The 17,943-nt window shown below is 63.5% G+C and carries 16 protein-coding genes and 1 riboswitch; of the genes, 5 read left to right on the top strand and 11 right to left on the bottom strand.

Going from position 1 to position 17,943, the window contains the following annotated elements:
• Window positions 1–29 precede the first annotated feature (29 nt).
• The gene (locus NDI72_RS15070) at window positions 30–923 is read right to left on the bottom strand and encodes an RgsD C-terminal domain-containing protein (protein WP_113155444.1); all 894 of its coding nucleotides are present in this window, start codon (window positions 921–923) and stop codon (window positions 30–32) included.
• A 222-nt stretch (window positions 924–1,145) separates the two neighbouring features.
• Here NDI72_RS15070 and NDI72_RS15065 point away from each other — a divergent pair, with 222 nt between their 5' ends.
• Window positions 1,146–1,706: a nitroreductase family protein gene (locus NDI72_RS15065; RefSeq protein WP_502888414.1), complete on the top strand. Its 561-nt coding sequence runs from the start codon at window positions 1,146–1,148 to the stop codon at window positions 1,704–1,706.
• Window positions 1,706–2,314 (top strand): flavin reductase family protein, encoded by a 609-nt coding sequence (locus tag NDI72_RS15060; protein ID WP_283800853.1) that lies wholly within the window; start codon window positions 1,706–1,708, stop codon window positions 2,312–2,314. Before NDI72_RS15065 ends, NDI72_RS15060 begins: the two co-directional genes overlap by 1 nt.
• 57 nt (window positions 2,315–2,371) lie before the next feature.
• Here the strand turns inward: NDI72_RS15060 and NDI72_RS15055 are convergent, their stop codons facing one another.
• Entirely contained in the window at window positions 2,372–3,250 is an 879-nt protein-coding gene (locus tag NDI72_RS15055; protein ID WP_283800852.1) for an HpcH/HpaI aldolase/citrate lyase family protein, read from the bottom strand.
• Window positions 3,251–3,252: 2 nt separating this feature from the next.
• Window positions 3,253–3,708, bottom strand: a complete 456-nt coding sequence (locus NDI72_RS15050) for a MaoC family dehydratase (RefSeq protein ID WP_283800851.1) — start codon at window positions 3,706–3,708, stop codon at window positions 3,253–3,255.
• Window positions 3,709–3,885: 177 nt separating this feature from the next.
• Here NDI72_RS15050 and NDI72_RS15045 point away from each other — a divergent pair, with 177 nt between their 5' ends.
• Window positions 3,886–5,001 carry a DUF2336 domain-containing protein gene (locus tag NDI72_RS15045; protein ID WP_206995042.1) on the top strand — a complete coding sequence of 372 codons (1,116 nt, stop codon included), beginning with the start codon at window positions 3,886–3,888 and terminating at the stop codon, window positions 4,999–5,001.
• Between the two features lie 44 nt (window positions 5,002–5,045).
• Here the strand turns inward: NDI72_RS15045 and parE are convergent, their stop codons facing one another.
• From parE to NDI72_RS15005, 8 genes are all read right to left on the bottom strand, one after another.
• On the bottom strand, window positions 5,046–7,118 hold the full coding sequence (parE, locus tag NDI72_RS15040) for a DNA topoisomerase IV subunit B (RefSeq protein ID WP_206546342.1): 2,073 nt from the start codon (window positions 7,116–7,118) through the stop codon (window positions 5,046–5,048).
• A 193-nt stretch (window positions 7,119–7,311) separates the two neighbouring features.
• On the bottom strand, window positions 7,312–10,113 hold the full coding sequence (gcvP, locus tag NDI72_RS15035; protein WP_283800850.1) for an aminomethyl-transferring glycine dehydrogenase: 2,802 nt from the start codon (window positions 10,111–10,113) through the stop codon (window positions 7,312–7,314).
• Between the two features lie 9 nt (window positions 10,114–10,122).
• Window positions 10,123–10,491 (bottom strand): glycine cleavage system protein GcvH, encoded by a 369-nt coding sequence (gene gcvH, locus NDI72_RS15030; RefSeq protein WP_283800849.1) that lies wholly within the window; start codon window positions 10,489–10,491, stop codon window positions 10,123–10,125.
• A gap of 7 nt (window positions 10,492–10,498) precedes the next feature.
• Window positions 10,499–11,602 (bottom strand): glycine cleavage system aminomethyltransferase GcvT, encoded by a 1,104-nt coding sequence (gene gcvT / locus NDI72_RS15025; RefSeq protein WP_283800848.1) that lies wholly within the window; start codon window positions 11,600–11,602, stop codon window positions 10,499–10,501.
• 148 nt (window positions 11,603–11,750) lie between these two features.
• A riboswitch (glycine riboswitch) is annotated at window positions 11,751–11,849 on the bottom strand.
• 125 nt (window positions 11,850–11,974) lie between these two features.
• Window positions 11,975–12,358 carry a helix-turn-helix domain-containing protein gene (locus tag NDI72_RS15020; RefSeq protein ID WP_113155436.1) on the bottom strand — a complete coding sequence of 128 codons (384 nt, stop codon included), beginning with the start codon at window positions 12,356–12,358 and terminating at the stop codon, window positions 11,975–11,977.
• A gap of 221 nt (window positions 12,359–12,579) precedes the next feature.
• The gene (fghA, locus tag NDI72_RS15015; protein ID WP_283800847.1) at window positions 12,580–13,419 is read right to left on the bottom strand and encodes an S-formylglutathione hydrolase; all 840 of its coding nucleotides are present in this window, start codon (window positions 13,417–13,419) and stop codon (window positions 12,580–12,582) included.
• 4 nt (window positions 13,420–13,423) lie between these two features.
• Window positions 13,424–13,888: a YaiI/YqxD family protein gene (locus NDI72_RS15010; protein ID WP_283800912.1), complete on the bottom strand. Its 465-nt coding sequence runs from the start codon at window positions 13,886–13,888 to the stop codon at window positions 13,424–13,426.
• A gap of 4 nt (window positions 13,889–13,892) precedes the next feature.
• Window positions 13,893–15,020: an S-(hydroxymethyl)glutathione dehydrogenase/class III alcohol dehydrogenase gene (locus NDI72_RS15005; protein ID WP_113155433.1), complete on the bottom strand. Its 1,128-nt coding sequence runs from the start codon at window positions 15,018–15,020 to the stop codon at window positions 13,893–13,895.
• Window positions 15,021–15,216: 196 nt separating this feature from the next.
• Here NDI72_RS15005 and NDI72_RS15000 point away from each other — a divergent pair, with 196 nt between their 5' ends.
• A complete protein-coding gene (locus NDI72_RS15000) occupies window positions 15,217–17,229 on the top strand; it encodes an acetyl-CoA carboxylase biotin carboxylase subunit (protein WP_283800846.1) in 2,013 nt (670 codons plus the stop codon).
• A 13-nt stretch (window positions 17,230–17,242) separates the two neighbouring features.
• Complete coding sequence (locus NDI72_RS14995; RefSeq protein WP_283800845.1) at window positions 17,243–17,926, top strand: HAD hydrolase-like protein; 684 nt, start codon at window positions 17,243–17,245, stop codon at window positions 17,924–17,926.
• The last annotated feature ends 17 nt before the right edge of the window (window positions 17,927–17,943 follow it).

Raw genomic sequence — 17,943 nt, 5'->3', positions numbered from 1 at the left:
TTTTTCATTTCTGCGATGTGTTCCGGTTTTCAGTCGGGAAACTGATTGCGCGTGTCGAGCAGATCGGTTGGCAGCAGTTCCACATCCTGATTGCGGCCGGGCACGACCGAAAAGTCGCGCTGGTAGATGCGGTCGCGGTTCTTGGCGACAATCGTGTAATTGCCTTCGGCAAGAACCATGGAGGCGTAGGCGCTGACCGTTTCGTAGACGATTTCGCCCGTGTCGGTCAGAACCGACCAGGCGGTATCGGCAATGGCTTCGCCGCCGCGTTCGCGCACAAGCTTCATGGTAAGGTCGGCGGCGCGGTGCTCCACCGTCGCTTCCGTCAGCTTGCCGGCTTCCACGCGGATGTCGGAGCGGATCGCTGCGTTGATGTCTCCGTAATTGGAGACCACGTGATAGGTGCCGGAATTGAGCCGGACGATGCTGCCGGGCTCGACCTTGGGCAGGATCAGCGCACCGTCGCCGATATTGTCTTCCGTCGCCTCATAGATGGCAAAGCGCAGCTGGTTCTGCGGAATGCGCACGCCGCCGGGCAGGATCGCGTTGAGCTTGAGACCGCCGGCATCGAGGAACAGGTCTTCGCGCATGGGCTCGCGGCTGACCGTGATGCGCTTCGTCACGCCTGCGCGTCCATAGGCGGCATGGACGAGATAGCTGCCGGGGGCGAGTTCGAAGACGCTGTTGCCGCCGCGCGCGGTTGCGACGAGCGGCAGTTTGTCATCGGGGCCGGGCTGCGTGCCGAAAATACGCCAGACGAGACCGTTCGGGATTTCGTCGCCGCCTTCGTTCAGATGCGCGACCAGCGTGACCTCGCCGGTGTCGGCAATGGCGAGCGCATCATCCACGGAGGCGGGGGCATAATTGTTGAGGCCGGGCAGGCGCAGGCCGTCGACGGCTTTCGCCGCATCCTCCTGCGCCATGACGTTCGACGCCTGAAAGGACAGCGTGCACAGGGCGAGAAGAGACAGAGTCGTTTTAAGTGAACCGCGCATAGCTGACATGAAGCCCAAGGCGGTGGCAATTTCAAGGCGATTATGCGATCTGGTTCCAGCGAAAAGCCAGCTTTTGCCAGCCAGACAACCTGTTTCAGGCAATGCAGATCCCACAGGAGACAGACAGTGCATCCATCCGTGCTTGATTTCATGCTCGCGCGCCGCTCCACGCCGGTGAAAGACCTCGCGAAACCAGCTCCTTCCGACAAGGAAATCGAGACCATCCTGACCGCAGCCTCGCGCGTGCCCGATCACGGGCGACTGACACCCTGGCGCTTTATTCTCTATCGTGGCGATGCGCGCACCGAGATCGGCGAGGCACTGGCCAAACGCGCCGTCGAGCGTGAGGGCGAGCTGCCGGAAACGCGTCTGGAGCAGGAGCGCAACCGCTTTTCCCGCGCGCCGCTGGTGATCGGTGTGGTTTGCGTGCCCAAGGAAAGCCCGACCATTCCCGAATGGGAGATGTTCCTGTCCGGCGGCATGGCGGCCATGAACCTTATGATTGCAGCCAATGCGCTCGGCTATGGCACCAATCTCATCACCAACTGGTATTCCGACGATGCGGAAGGCCGCCGCATTCTGGGGCTGGCGCCGCAGGAGCGTGTGGTCGGCTTCGTGCATATCGGTTCCTATGATGTGGAACTGGTCGAGCGGCCGCGCCCTGCGCTGGACGCCATTGTTTCCGATTACTCCGGCCCGTGGGAAGCATGATGTTTTTCGAACCCTCCAAGGGGCACGGCCTGCCGCATGATCCGTTCAAGGCGATCGTCTCGCCGCGTCCGATCGGCTGGATTTCGACCCTGTCGAAGGACGGAACGGCAAACCTTGCGCCTTACTCCTTCTTCAATGCGATCTCGTCCAATCCGCATCTGGTGTTTTTCTCCTCGGAAGGGGCGAAGGACAGCGCCACCCATGCGGAAGAAACCGGCGAGTTCGTCGTCAATCTTGCAAGCCATGATCTGGCCGCGCAGCTGAATGCAAGCTCGGTCGATGCGCCGCGCGGTGTCAGCGAGTTTGCCTTTGCCGGACTTACGGAAGCCCCATCGACGCTGGTTGCGCCGCCGCGCGTGGCCGAATGCCACGCCGCGCTTGAATGCAAGGTGACCGAAGTGCGTCGTCCGCTTGGCCTCGATGGCGCGTGGGCCGGCGTCATCGTCGTCACCGGTGAGGTGGTCGGCGTTCACATCAGCGATGCCGTTTTGAAGGACGGCATGTTCGATGCCGTTGCTGCCGGCAATCTCGCGCGTCTTGGATATCGTGACTATTCGGCTGTGACCGAGGTCTTCCAGATGACGCGCCCCCAGTGGAAGGGCGACTGACGCGCCAGGGCAATCGGAGTAGCCCGGTTTTCGGGTTAATCGATGCTTCTCCCCACTCTAGTCTGACGACGCGTCGGCTGCGCGTGCAAGCACGCGTTCGGCAAGCGCCAGGTGCGGGCGGTCATACATCCGCCCGCCAATATTGACCACGCCGGCGTTTCCGGCGGCAGAGAAGGCCTCCACCACGGCGCGGGCCTTCTCCACCTCCTTGGCGGAGGGGGTGAAGGTGGCGTTGATCGGTGCGACCTGCGCCGGGTGGATGGCCATCTTGGCGACGAAGCCATCGCGCGCCGCCAATTGGCAATCCCTTGCAAAAGCCTCTGTATCCGAAAAGTTCGGGAACACGGTGTCGATGGCCGGAACGCCTGCCGCCGCAGCCGCCAGCAGCGTCATGCTGCGGGCGAGCTGAAAGAGCGGCGTATAGCTTCCGTCTTCATGGCGCGCGGCGAGCGCGCCGATATGGGCCGACAGGTCTTCCGCGCCCCAGGTCAGCCCGGCCAACCGGTCGCTCGAACCCCGGTAGCTGGCGGCGTTGAGGACGCCCAGCGCCGTTTCCGTGATGATCGGCAGGATGCGTGTGCTTCCGTCTTCAATGCCGTTTTCTGCTTCGTGCACGCGCAATGCGGCGGCAAGGCGCGCCACATCTGCGCCGCCCTCGGCCTTGGGCAGCATCACGCCATCGGGACCCGCCTGCATGACGCCGGCGAGGTCGTCTTCCGTCAGGCCGCTCGACAGATCGTTGACCCGTACATAGAGCTGCGCGCCCGTACGGCCGCGCGCGTCCTCCAGGAAAGCGGTGGTGATGCGCCGGCCTTCGGCCTTGCGGTCGGGGCTGACCGAATCTTCCAGATCGATGATCAGCACATCGCTTGCGGAACCAAGCGCCTTTTCAAGCTTGCGCTCGGAATCCCCGGGCACGAATAGAAGCGAACGCATGATCAGGCGTCTTTCTTTTTGAGGATCATGGCCTGGCGCAGGCAGCGCGCCACCAGCCTGTCATTCTGATTGTAGGCGCGGTGCTCGAACTCGACGATGCCGCGGTCAGGCTTGGATTTGGATGCGCGCACCGATTTGACCTCCGTTTCAACCCGGATCGTGTCGCCGTGGAAGACCGGGTGAGGGAAGCCCGTCTCCGTCATGCCCAGATTGGCGACCGTCGTGCCAAGCGTCGTATCGTGAACGGAAATGCCGATCATCAGCCCCAGCGTGAAGAGCGAGTTGACGAGCGGCTTGCCCCATTCGGTCTTCTCGGCAAAGGCGAAATCGATGTGGAGCGGCTGCGGGTTCAGCGTCATGGTCGAAAACAGCATGTTGTCGCTTTCGGTCACGCTCTTGCGCAGCGTGTGCTGGAACACCTGTCCCGGCTGGAATTCCTCTAGGTAAAGACCGGCCATCGTGTCCTCCGCATCCCGTTTGACCAATGCATCCTCCCTTTCTTGATAGGCGGGCTGCCGGCCCCTCGCAAGCGGGCACTTATGGTAAACGTTTCCTATACGAATTCGCGCTAGGGTCATTCCAGACAGGGCGGGAGCGTGACTTCAGTGCAAGTGGTTCAGCATTTTCTTAAATGGATGGAGACTGCCAGAGTGGTTGACAGAGCAGGGGCTGCCACAGCTCTCGCCAGAGCCTATCTCGACCGGGAACTGCCGTTTGAGGACCGCTACGCGGCCGAGGCCGCGCTGACGGCGCTGCTCGACGATCCCTCATCCAAGGTGCGCGCCGCACTGGCCGAAGCGCTCTCCATGAGTCGGCATGCGCCCATGCAGGTGATCGCCGCTCTTGCCGCCGACCAGCCGGACGTGGCTGCGCCGATCCTGGCACGCTCGCCGATGCTTTCCGATTCCGACCTTATCGACCGCGTGGGCGACGGCCGCGAAGGGACGCAGCGGCTTGTTGCACAGCGTCCGCAGCTCGCCATGGGGGTTTCGGCCGCCATTGCAGAGGTGGGGTCGCTCGAAGCCTGTCTGGCGATGGTCGACAATCCGAGCGCGGAGATTGCCGCAGTGAGCTTTCGCCGCATGATCGAGCGTCATGGCCATGAGCCGCGCATGCGCGTGGCGCTGGCGGCCGATCAGCGTCTTCCTTCCGATTGCCGGCACACGCTTCTCGTGCAGCTTGGCGAAGCCCTGCGCGAAGCGCCGCTGGTTAAGGCGCTGGTGGGTGCGGCGCGGGCCGAGAAGCTGACGCGTGATGCATGCGTGCGCGCCTCGCTCACGCTGATCGAGACGATTGACCCGGATGAGCACGAAGCGCTGGTGGAGCATCTGCGCATGCGTGGTGATCTGACGGCAGGTTTCATCGTGCGCATGGTGGCGCATGGCAAGATCGATTTCTTCGGCCATGTGATGATGGCGCTCACCGGGCAGTCGCACACGCGCATTCGCGGCCTGCTCGTGAACGGACGCGATCTGGCCGTATCGGCGCTTTTGCAGAAGGCGGGGCTTGCAAAGCCGTTTCACCGCCCCCTGATCCGCGCGCTGTCGGTCTGGCGTGACGTGGCGCAGGGGCGGCGGGTGGCCGGTGCGCAGGAGGTTTCCTGGCTGATGATGGAGAGCATTGGCGCGACGCCCGGCCAGTCCGGTCCGGCAGCGGAATCTGCGGAGCTTGCAGGCCTGCTGCGCTCAATCCACCTTGATGCCCTGCGCGAGAACGCACGCCTTCAGGCGCAGGCGATCGCCGCCGCCTGACAGAAGGGCGTCCGCGTCGCCGGCATAAATGCCGGCTTTGCGCGTCAGATATCCAGTTCTTCAGCGAACTCGGCATTGTCCTGAATGAAGCGGAAGCGCGCTTCGGGCTTGGTTCCCATCAGGCTGTCGATGGCACCCTTGGTGGCTTCCTGACCGTCGAGCACGGTGACGCGCAGAAGCGTGCGCTTGGCCGGGTCCATGGTCGTTTCCTTGAGCTGGCTCGCCATCATCTCGCCCAGGCCCTTGAAGCGGCCGATATCGATCTTGCCGCGCCCCGTGAACTCCGTTTCCAGAAGCTCGTCCTTGTGGGCGTCGTCGCGCGCATACATGGTCTTGCCGCCCTGGCTGAGGCGGTAGAGCGGGGGAACAGCCATGTAGAGATGGCCGTTCTCGATGAGCTGCGGCATCTCCTGATAGAAGAAGGTGATGAGCAGCGAGGCAATGTGCGCGCCGTCGACGTCGGCATCCGTCATGATGATGACGCGGTCGTAACGCAGATCGTCTTCACGGTATTTCGAGCGCGTACCACAGCCGAGCGCCTGTGTGATGTCGGAAATCTGCTGGTTGGCGGCGAGCTTGTTGGAGCCGGCGCTGGCGACGTTGAGGATCTTGCCGCGCAGCGGCAGGACGGCCTGACTGGCGCGGTTGCGCGCCTGCTTGGCGGAGCCGCCAGCCGAGTCGCCCTCGACGATGAAGATTTCAGCACCCGCTGCCGCGCCCATGGTGCAGTCGGCGAGCTTTCCGGGCAGGCGCAGCTTGCGCACGGCGCTCTTGCGGCTGACCTCGCGCTCCTGACGGCGGCGAAGGCGCTCATCGGCGCGCGCCACAACCCATTCGAGCAGTTTGGAGGCTTCCTGCGGGTTTTCTGCAAGCCAGTGGTCGAACGGATCGCGGATCGCGTTTTCGACGATGCGGGTTGCCGCAGCCGTCGCCAGCTTGTCCTTGGTCTGGCCGACGAATTCCGGTTCGCGCACGAACACGGAAAGCATGCCGGCGGCCGAGATCATCACGTCTTCGGAGGTGATGATGGACGCGCGCTTGTTGCCGGTCAGCTCCGCATAGCCGCGCAGGCCGCGCAGGAGCGCGTTGCGGAAACCGCTTTCGTGGGTTCCGCCCTCGGGCGTCGGCACGGTGTTACAATAGGAGTTGAGCATGGCGTCGCCGCCATACCAGGTGATCGCCCATTCCACGGCGCCATGACCGGTGGTCTTTTCGCTGCGGCCGGAGAAAATCTCCTTGGTGACCTGGAACTGCCCGTCGAGCGAAGCGGCCAGATAGTCCTTGAGACCACCGGGGAAGTGGAAGGTCGCCTTTTCGGGCGTCTCGTCCTTCTCGCCGATCAGGGAAGGGGCGCAAATCCAGCGGATTTCCACGCCGCCGAACAGATAGGCCTTGGAGCGGGCCATCTTGTAGAGCCGCGCGGGCTCGAACTTCGCGCCCTTGCCAAAGATTTCTTCGTCCGGCTTGAAGCGCACCTTGGTGCCGCGCCGGTTGTGCACGTCGCCGAGCTTCTCCAGTCCGCCCTGCGGCAGGCCGCGCGAAAAAGTCTGGCGGAAGAGCTGGCGATTGCGGGCAACCTCCACCTGAAGGAGTTCGGACAGGGCGTTGACCACGGACACGCCAACGCCGTGCAGGCCGCCGGAGGTCTCGTAGACCTTGGAATCGAACTTACCGCCGGCATGCAGCGTCGTCATGATGACTTCGAGCGCCGACTTGTCCTTGAACTTGGGGTGCGGATCGACCGGAATGCCGCGACCGTTATCGGTGACGGAGAGATAGCCTTCCTCGTCGAGTTCCACTTCGATGAAGGTGGCGTGGCCGGCCACCGCCTCATCCATGGAGTTGTCGATAACTTCGGCGAACAGGTGGTGCAGCGCCTTGTCGTCGGTGCCGCCGATATACATGCCGGGACGGCGACGAACGGGCTCCAGACCTTCCAGAACCTCAATGTCGGCCGCACTGTAGCCGTCGCCCGACGGGGCGGGCGATGCAGATGGCGCGGGACGCGCAGCGGGCTTGCGCTGAGGCGCTGCCGGCTCGGGCGTTTTCGCACGTTCCACATTGGCAGGCGTCCCGGCGGCAGGCATTCCGGCGAAGAGGTCGTTGTTGTCGTCCATGAAGCGTGTTGTTTCCTGTCCGCGAATCAGCCCGCAGTTTGCCATGGTTTGCAAGGCAAAGCGAAGCCTGTTCCGGTTCCGTTCGGAGTGTGTGGACGACGCTTTACCAGAAAGCGAGGGCGCGCGCCAAGAGGTGCGCGGCAATTGAGGCGATCATCTCCCCAGCTTGGGGAGATGATCCGTTTCATTGTGGTCAGCTTGCCAGCGCTTCAATGGGCGGGCAGGCGCAGACCAGATTGCGGTCGCCACCCACATTGTCGACGCGCGAGACGGGCGGCCAGTATTTGGACGCTGCCTCGAGCGAACCTTCGGGGAAGGCGGCTTCCCTGCGGCTATAGGGATGCGTCCAGTCGTCACCCATCAGCTCCATGGCGGTGTGCGGCGCGTTGGCGAGCGGATTGTCATCCTTCGGCCATTCGCCCTTTTCCACCCGCGCAGCTTCTTCGGCGATGGAGATCATCGCCTGGCAGAAGCGGTCGACTTCGCTCTTCGGCTCCGACTCCGTCGGCTCCACCATCAGCGTGCCCGCAACGGGGAAGCTCATGGTCGGGGCGTGGAAGCCATAGTCGATGAGCCGCTTGGCGATGTCGTCGACGGTGATGCCGGCGCGATCCTTGAACACCCGCGTGTCGAGAATGCACTCATGCGCAACACGGTCGTTGCGGCCCTTGTAAAGCACCGGGTAGTGTTCCTTCAGGCTGTGGGCGATGTAGTTGGCGTTGAGGATTGCCATTTCCGTCGCCCGCTTGAGGCCGTCGCCGCCCATCATGCGGATATACATCCATGTGATCGGCAGGATCGACGCGCTGCCATAGGGGGCTGCGGCCACCGCATGGCTGCTGCCGAGCGCCACATGTCCCGGCACGAACGGCTTCAGATGCGCCTTGACGCCGATCGGGCCAACGCCCGGTCCGCCGCCGCCATGGGGAATGCAGAAGGTCTTGTGCAGGTTCAGGTGGCAGACATCCGCTCCCAGATCGCCCGGACGGGCAAGTCCGACCATCGCGTTGAGATTGGCGCCGTCGAAATAGACCTGGCCGCCGTGTTCGTGGATCACCGCGCACATGTCGCGCACGCCTTCCTCGAACACGCCGTGGGTCGACGGGTAGGTCAGCATCAGCGCCGCCAGCTTGTCGGCGTGCTCTTCCGCCTTCGCCTTCAGGTCGTCCTGATCGATATTGCCATCTTCCGTGCAGCGCACGACCACCACCCGCATGCCGGCCATGGAGGCGGACGCCGGGTTGGTGCCATGGGCGGAGGAGGGGATGAGGCAGATATCGCGGTCACCTTCGCCGCGCTCGGCGTGATAGCGGCGGATGGCCAGGAGACCGGCATATTCGCCCTGGCTACCGGCATTGGGCTGCAGCGAAACTGCGTCGAAGCCGGTGATTTCCGAGAGCCAGCGGTCCAGATCGTCGATCATGCGACGATAACCCACCGTGTGCTCCGGCGGAGCGAAGGGGTGAAGGCCACCCACTTCCGGCCAGCTCACGGGCATCATCTCGGCAGCGGCGTTGAGCTTCATGGTGCAGGAGCCAAGCGGGATCATGGCGCGGTCGAGCGCAAGATCCTTGTCGGCGAGCCTGCGCAGGAAGCGCATCATTTCCGTTTCCGAGCGGTGCGAGTGGAAATCCGGCTGCGTGAGGAAGCCTTCGCCGCGCGCTGCGGCCGGGGCAAGGCGCGGTGCGCTTTCCGGCACGGTGGCGCCGAACAGGGCTGCCAGTGCGGCCAGATCGTCTTCGGTCGTCGTCTCGTCGAAGGCGACGCTGACGCGGTCCGCGTCGAGAACGCGCACAAGCCGGCCCTCGGCCTCGGCTCCGGCCGCGATCTCCTGCGCCTTGCCGGGAACGGTGACGGTGACCGTGTCGAAGATGACATCGCCTGCAAGCGAAAGGCCGGCAGCCTTGAGGCCCGCATGGAAGCGGGCTGCGCGCTCATGCACCTGCTCGGCAATTGCAGCGAGCCCTTCCGGGCCATGCCAGATGGCAAAGGCTGCGGCCATGTTGGCAAGCAGCGCCTGCGCGGTGCAGATGTTGGAGGTCGCCTTGTCGCGGCGGATGTGCTGCTCGCGGGTCTGCAGCGCCAGACGGTAGCCCGGACGGCCATGCGCATCGACCGACTGGCCGACGAGACGGCCGGGCATGAGGCGCGTCAGCTTGTCCGATACGGCGCAATAGGCCGCGTGCGGACCGCCAAAGCCCATTGGCACGCCATAGCGCTGCATCGAGCCAACGGCGATTTCCGCGCCGAGCGCTGCCGGCGTTTCGCTCAACAACAGGCCGAGCGGGTCGGCCACCATGATGACGATGGCGCCCTTGTCCTTTGCCTCGGCGATCAGCGCGCCGTGGTCGCCATGAACACCGTAGGTGTCGGTCCACGGAACGATAAGGGCGAAGGTGTTGTCGTCGATCGTGTCGCCATCGACCTCGATGCCCAGCGGCTCCGCGCGGGTGACCACCACGTCGCGGGTCTGCGGGTGCAGTTCGCCGGCAATCGCCAGCTTGCTGCGCTTGGAGCGATGATGACGCCAGGCAATGCCCACGGCTTCGGCCACGGCCGAACCTTCGTCCAGCAGCGAGGCGGAGGCGACCGGCAGGCCGGTCAGTTCCGTCACCAGCGTCTGGAAGTGGAACAGAAGCTCAAGGCGGCCCTGGCTGATTTCCGACTGGTAGGGCGTGTAGGCCGTGTACCAGGCAGGGTTTTCAAACAGGTTGCGCTGGATGACCGGCGGAACCTTCACGCCGTAATAGCCGGCGCCGATGAAGCTCTTGAGCACCTTGTTCTGGCGCATGGCTGCGCCGAGCTCTTCGAGCGCCTCGGTCTCGCTGGCTGCCGGCGGCAGGTCGAGCGGACGGTCGAGGCGGATCGAATTCGGCACGGCCTGCGTGATCAGCGTCTCGAGCGACGGAACGCCGAGCGTGGCCAGCATGGCCTTGGTTTCTTCACCGCGCGGGCCGATATGGCGGGCGGCGAAAGGGAGTGTGTTGGCGGACATGGTGTTTCCTCAGGCAATCGACGCCTTGTAGGCGGCTTCGTCCATCAGGCCTTGGAGCTGGCTTTCATCGGAGAGCTTCATCTTCCACAGCCAGCCATCGCCGGTGGGGGCGGAGTTCACGAGGGCCGGGTCGCTTGCAAGCGCTTCGTTGACCTCGGAGATCTCGCCATCGGCAGGCGCGTACACATCGGAAGCGGCCTTCACGGATTCAACCACGACGGCGGTGTCGCCCTTGGAGAGCGTTGCGCCGGTTTCGGGCAGTTCCACGAACACCAGGTCGCCGAGCTGTTCCTGAGCGTGATCGGTGATGCCGACGGTTGCGACGCCGTTCTCGACTTTGATCCACTCGTGGTCTTCGGTGAAATAGGTCAGGCTCATCTGGCTGTTATCCTTTTTTGTAGCGCTGCGGCGTGAAGGGCAGGGTATGGACATCAAGTGCGATGCGGTTGCCGCGCACTTCGGTGAAAAGACGGGTGCCGGGTTCGGAAAGCCCCTTGGCGACATAGCCCATCGCCACCGGATGACCGGCGGAGGGGCCGAAACCGCCCGATGTGACGCGGCCGACCTTTTCGCCGGCTTCGTTGATGAGCGGTGCGCCGGCGCGCACCGGCTGGCGGCCTTCCGGCTTCAGGCCGACGCGCTTTTCCTTCGCGCCATCGGCAATGATCTTCTGCAGGGCCTCGGCGCCGATGAACCGGCCTTCGGACCGCAGCGCCTTCGGCACGGCCCAAAGGATGGCGGCATTGGCCGGATCGGTCGTCTCGTCGAGATCCTGACCATGCAGGCAGAGCCCGGCCTCGAGCCTGAGGCTGTCGCGGGCGGCAAGGCCAACCCACTGGACGCGCTCGTCGTCGAGCAGTTTGCGGGCAAAGCGCTCCGCCTGATCGACCGGCAGCGCCACCTCGAAACCGTCTTCGCCGGTGTAGCCCGAACGGGTGGCGAACCAGCCCTCATGCGGCTCCGTGCCGGTCATGAAGACGAGATCGCTGAGGTCGAGGCCGGCGGCGATCAGGATGGCTTCTGCGTCGGGGCCCTGAAGGGCGAGGAGGACGCGCTCGAGCGCAGTGAAGGAGATGTCGAAATCTGCGGCGATGGCGCGGAAATGCGCTTCATCCTTCGCGGCATTGCCGGCATTCGCCACGATCATGTAGCGGTTTTCGCCGAGCCGGGTGACGATCAGGTCGTCGATGATGCCGGCATTCTCGTTGAGAAGGACGGTGTATTTCGACTGGCCTTCCTTGAGCGCCGTCGCATCGAGCGGGCAGGCGCGCGACAGGAAGGCTGCTGCGTCTGCGCCTTCAACCTCGAAGAGCTGCATGTGAGAGATGTCGAACAGTCCGGCGCTTTCGCGCGTGTGGATGTGTTCTTTCATCACGCCGGCGGGATAGGTCAGGGGCATGCGCCAGCCGGCGAATGCGCCAAAACGTGCGCCGGCATCTTCATGCAGCGCTTCCAGCGGCAGATGTTTCAGGGATTCGGTGTTGCTCATCATTCCTCCAGAATCGCACGCATGCCGCGGGAAGCGACATGTTCGTGCCCCTCTGTCGGAAGCCTGAGAGACTCGCGCAGCCGGAACTCTGTCGACCACGCTTACACCTTCGGCGCGGGGATCGCTCCCCGACTTTCCAGAGTGTCTTGACCTGTCTACGGTTCTTTTGCCTGAGAGATTTCGGGCGATTTCCCCTTCGGCGTCCGCCCCGGTTTTTCCCGGTTTGGCTCTCTCCCGCAAACAGGTAGGGCTGCTGCCCTCGACGGCTGGAAACTAGCGCAGGCCGCTGCGTTTGTCACCTGTCATAACGCCGGTCGCGGTCGTGGCATCACGCTTTCTGTGCACAATGTCGCATCAGAAGAAATCCGCGCGTCAGCCAGCGCCTTCAGCGCGCGCAAGGTCGGTTTCGATCTGCGCAACAATGCGGTTGGTTTCTTCCTGGAGCCTGCGGATGCGCTTCAGGTTGGCTGCAACGGCGTTGACCAGTTCCGAGCGGCTTTCGTCGGCGGGCGAAACGCCCACGCCGTGCAGCAGCCAGGAGAGGCTGACATTGAGAACGCCGGCGAGCATGGCCAGCCGGTTTGCGCGCGGCTGCGAGCGGTCGCTTTCCCAGGCCTGTATCGTGGCTGCCTTCACGCCGAGGCGACGGGCGAGTTCGGCAACCGAGAGGCCGACGGCGTCGCGCGCCCGGGAGAGGCGGCCGCCCATCGTGTCGCGGTCGGGTGTGTCTGAATAAATATGTGCTGTGTCCTGCACCGGGCAGCACCTCCGTTTTCGATCATCATTGGGTGGCATTCTGAGCTCAATGATCCCGCATTTTAGGGCGGGTTTGCTCCCGAAAGCATGCCGGATGGGACGCGCCGGCACAAGTTTGCGCCGGCGCGTCAATCGTCGTGGAGGTGAAAAGCCGTTTGCTGGCAGAATGTTAGCCGAAGAACATGAGGAGATGATTCATCGGCTTCATGTGTTGATTCAGGTCAGCGGGCTGCGAGGCGCTTTGCGTGCCAGGCAAGATGGCCGTCCATGAAGGTCGAGATGAAGAAGTAGGAGTGGTCATAGCCCTCACGCATGTTGAGCGTGAGCGGAATGCCGGCCTTTTCGCAGGCCGCTTCGAACAGCCATGGCCTGAGGCCCTCCTCCAGGAAGCCGTCAGCCGCGCCCTGATCGATCAGGAATTCGGGGAAGCGAGCGCCGTCGGCTACCAGCGCGCAGGCGTCGTGTCCGCGCCACGTGGCTTCCTCCGCTCCCAGATATTTCTCCAGCGCCGGTTTCGACCAGCCCGCAGTCGAGGGTTCGACGATGGGGGCGAAGGCGGAGCAGCTTTTGAAGCGGTCGGGATCTTTAAGCGCGATGGTCAGCGCCCCGTGGCCACCCATGGAGTGTCCGAAAATGCCCTGGCGATCCATGTCCGCCGGAAATTTTTCGGCGATCAGCGCCGGCAGTTCCTCTGTGATGTAGGAATACATGCGGTAGTTCTTGGCGAAGGGCTCCTGCGTGGCGTCAACATAGAAGCCTGCGCCCTTGCCGAACTGCCAGTTGTCCGCCTCGTCCGGCACGTCGCCGCCGCGCGGGCTCGTGTCCGGGCAGACCACGATCATGCCGAGTTCGGCGGCCATGCGGCGGTATTCGCCCTTGTCCATGACATTGGCGTGCGTGCAGGTGAGGCCTGACAGATACCACAGGACCGGGCAGGGGCCATCAGCTGCCTGCGGCGGCACGAACACGGCGAAAGTCATGTCGCACTGGCAGGTTTTGGAGGTGTGGCTGTAAACGCCCTGGACGCCGCCATGGGAGCGGGCGGTGGAGACGGTCTTCATGAGGTCAGTCCCTGTTTTCTTTCAAAGCGCGGCGCACGGTGCGGTCGAGCGCCTGCAGGAAGTCGGAGCGGTCGCGTGCGGTGAAACCGGGATTGTATCCCTTGATCTCACCGGATTCGCGCAGATCCTGTTTGAGGTTGCGCATGGCGACCGCCATGCCGATGGTTTCGGCCGTGAACGGGCGGCCGGTGGGGCCGAGCACATGCACGTCCATCTCCACCAGGCGCGCGGCCAGCGGCACGTCCGCCGTGATGGCGATGTCTCCGGCCACGGCATTCTCCACGATCCAGTCATCGGCGGCGTCGGCGGTGCCGGGCACCACCACATGCCGCACCATGGGATCGCGTGAGGGGCGCAGCCCGCCATTGGAGACATAGACGATGACAAGCCCGTGCCGCTCGGCGACACGGGCTGCTTCCGGTTTCACCGGACAGGCGTCTGCATCCACATAGATGGTCGACAAGGTGATGACCTCAGTAGACCACCACGGAGCGGATGGATTCGCCCGCATGCATGAGGTCGAAGCCCTTGTTGATCTCGTCCAGCGACAGGGTGTGCGTGATCATCGGGTCGATGTCGATTTTGCCTTCCATGTACCAGTCGACGATCTTGGGCACATCCGTGCGGCCGCGTGCGCCGCCAAAGGCGGTGCCTTTCCAGGTGCGTCCGGTGACCAGCTGGAAGGGACGGGTGGAGATTTCCTGACCCGCACCGGCCACGCCGATGATGATGGACTCGCCCCAGCCGCGATGCGCGCTTTCCAGCGCCTGACGCATCACATGAACATTGCCGGTGCAGTCGAACGTGTAGTCCGCGCCGCCGATCTGGTCAGCGCCGCGCTTGGTCATGTTGACGAGATAGGGGACGAGGTCTTCGCCGGCTTCCTTCGGATTGACGAAATGCGTCATGCCGAATTTCTCGCCCCATTCCTTCTTGTCGTTGTTCAGGTCCACGCCGATGATCATGTCGGCGCCGGCAAGCCGGAGGCCCTGGATCACGTTGAGGCCGATGCCGCCGAGGCCGAACACGATGGCCGTCGAGCCGATCTCGACCTTGGCGGTGTTGATGACCGCGCCGACGCCCGTGGTCACGCCGCAGCCGATGTAGCAGATCTTGTCGAAGGGCGCGTCCGGATTGACCTTGGCGACCGCGATTTCGGGCAGAACGGTGAAGTTCGAGAAGGTCGAGCAGCCCATATAGTGATGCAGCTTCTCGCCGTTGAGGGAGAAACGGCTCGTGCCGTCCGGCATCAGGCCCTGGCCCTGGGTGGAGCGGATGGCGGTGCACAGATTGGTTTTCTGCGACAGGCAGGACGGGCACGCACGGCACTCGGGCGTGTAGAGCGGGATCACGTGATCGCCCTTCTTGAGGCTCGTCACGCCGGGACCGACATCAACGACGACGCCAGCGCCTTCATGGCCAAGAATCGCCGGGAAGATGCCTTCCGGATCTGCGCCGGAGAGGGTGAACTCATCCGTATGGCAGATGCCGGTCGCTTTCACCTCGATCAGCACTTCGCCTTCGCGCGGGCCATCGAGGTCTACCTCCATGATTTCAAGTGGTTTTCCTGCCTGAACGGCAACAGCGGCGCGGGTTTTCATGGACAATTCTCCTGCAAGTCCGGAATCTAAGCCGAAAGTTTCAGGAATTGTTATGTCCCGCAAGCCCGTTCCGGCCATAGGATGACGCAATCTGACAAACCCGCTTCTCATGCGACAATTGTGTGAAACGCTTGAGCGGGGGCAAGCAAAGCCATAAAACAGAAACGACGTCGCTCGTTGGGGGGAAACACCGTTCATGTTCAAGAAGATCCTCGTCGCCAATCGCGGTGAAATCGCCTGCCGGGTCATGAAGACAGCGAGGAGGATGGGCATCGCCACCGTCGCGGTCTATTCCGACGCCGATGCCGACGCGGTGCATGTGGACATGGCCGACGAGGCCGTTCACATCGGACCGCCCGCCGCCAGTCAGAGCTATCTGGTTGCAGACAGGATCATCGCCGCCTGCAAGGAGACCGGCGCAGAGGCCGTGCATCCGGGCTATGGCTTCCTTTCCGAGAATGCAGGGTTCTGCGAGCGACTGGAAGCCGAGGGCATCGTTTTCATCGGCCCCAAGCCGAAGGCCATCAAGGCCATGGGCGACAAGATCACCTCCAAGAAAATTGCCGCCGAGGCCGGAGTCTCGACCGTTCCCGGTTTCATGGGACTGATCGATGATGCCGAACATGCGGTGCGCATCGCGGGTGAAATCGGTTACCCGGTGATGATCAAGGCGTCGGCGGGCGGCGGCGGCAAGGGCATGCGGATTGCCTGGAACGATGACGAGGCGCGCGAAGGGTTCGAGCGCTCAAAATCGGAAGCTGCGTCCTCTTTCGGCGATGACCGCATCTTCATCGAAAAATTCATCGAGGAGCCGCGCCACATCGAGATACAGGTGCTGGCGGACGCGCATGGCGCGTGCCTGCATCTGGGCGAGCGCGAGTGCTCCATCCAGCGCCGCAATCAGAAGGTGGTGGAGGAGGCTCCGTCGCCCTTTCTGGACGCCGAGACGCGCGCGGCCATGGGCGCACAGTCTGTGGCGCTCGCAAAAGCCGTTGATTATCAAAGCGCCGGCACGGTCGAGTTCATCGTCGACAAGAACCGGAATTTCTATTTTCTGGAGATGAATACGCGCCTTCAGGTGGAACATCCGGTGACCGAGCTTGTCACCGGCATCGACCTGGTGGAGCAGATGCTGCGGGTGGCGGCAGGCGAGGCGCTGTCCTTCGGCCAGGCCGATGTGAAGCTCAATGGCTGGGCCATTGAAAGCCGTATCTATGCCGAAGATCCGGTGCGTAACTTTCTGCCGTCCATCGGCAGGCTCACCCGTTACCGTCCGCCGCAGGAGGGGCGTTTGGGCGATGCCGTCCTGCGCAACGATACGGGCGTGACGGAAGGGTCGGAAATCTCGATGTTCTACGACCCGATGATCGCCAAGCTCTGTACCTGGGCGCCCGAGCGACTTGATGCGATCAACGCGATGAGCGAGGCGCTGGACCGTTTCGTGATCGACGGGATCGAGCACAACATTCCATTCCTCGCAGCTCTGATGAGCCATCCGCGCTGGCGCGAAGGGCGTCTGTCGACCGGCTTCATCGCGGAGGAGTTTCCTGACGGGTTTGCGCCGCCATCGCCCATGGCGGGCGAGCGCACGGTGCTGGCTGCGGTGGCGCTGGCCGTGGAGCTTCTGCGGCGTGACCGTCTCGACCGGCTGACCGGCCGTCTTGCACCGCATTCGGGCGAACTGAAGCGCGACTGGGTGGTGCGGCTCGATGACGATTATCTGTCCGTCAGCCTTGTCGAAGGCATGATCTCGATCCCGCTGGAAATGGACATTCGCATTGGCGATGCCGATCCGGTGACCGTGCGCTCTTCCTGGCGTCCGGGGGAGCCGGTCTGGGAAGGCGATGTCAATGGCCGCACTGTCGCCGTTCAGGTGCGTCCGATCCTCAATGGCGTTCAGGTCGCCTGGCAGGGCGTGGCTGCGAATGCGCGCGTGATGCTGCCACGCATTGCCGAGCTTGACCGCCTGATGCCCGTGCGCGAAGCGCCCGATACGTCGAAAATGCTGCTTTGCCCGATGCCGGGTCTGGTCGTGTCCATCGCGGTCACCACCGGGCAGGAGGTCAAGGCGGGCGAAATACTCGCCGTTGTCGAGGCGATGAAGATGGAGAATGTCCTGCGCGCCGAGCGCGACGGGGTGGTGGCAAAGATCAATGCCGCGCCCGGTGACAGCCTCGCCGTGGATGCGGTCATCATGGAATTCGAATAGGAGCTTTCCGAAAATGGCGCAGATGGAAAAGCGGGCAGCGGTGCTGTTCGATCTCGACGGCACGCTGACGAACCCGTTTGTCGGCATTTCCAGCTGCATTCGTCATGCGATGGAGAAGATGGGGCGCACGGCCCCGGATGACGCCACCATTCGCTCCCATATCGGGCCGCCCCTGCAGGTCACCTTCGCCACGTTTCTGGAAACCAGTGACGAAGCGCGCATCTGGGAGGCCGTCGGGCACTATCGCGAACGTTATCAGGACGTCGGAAAGTTCGAGAATGAGCTCATTCCCGGCATCAGGGAGACGCTTTCCCATTGTGTCGATGCAGGACATTTCCTCTCCGTGGCGACCTCGAAGATGGAAGCCTACAGCAAGGATATCATTGCGCATTTCGATCTCGCGCGCTTCTTCGATGCAGTGCACGGCTCTGCCCCCGATGGGACCAATGCCAACAAGGCGGACCTGATCCGGCACATCATCGCCAGTGAAGGGATCGAGCCAGAAAACACGGTGATGATCGGCGACCGGCTTCACGATGTTGCCGGCGGCAAGGCGAATGGCGTGCCGGCGATTGGCGTTCTCTGGGGATTTGGCGACCGGGCCGAGCTGGCGGAAGCGGGCGCGGTCGGTATCGTGGAAGAGCCGGCAGAGCTGGCCGTCGAAATCGACCGGGTTCTGGCTGCAGAGACGGTCTGACGCGTTCAGAAAGCCGT

The organism is Nitratireductor sp. GZWM139, from assembly GCF_030068685.1.
Taxonomy (GTDB): Bacteria; Pseudomonadota; Alphaproteobacteria; order Rhizobiales; family Rhizobiaceae; genus Nitratireductor; species Nitratireductor aquimarinus.
Note: the sequence above shows the minus strand (reverse complement) of the source record. Positions and strands in the feature narration are given on the sequence as shown.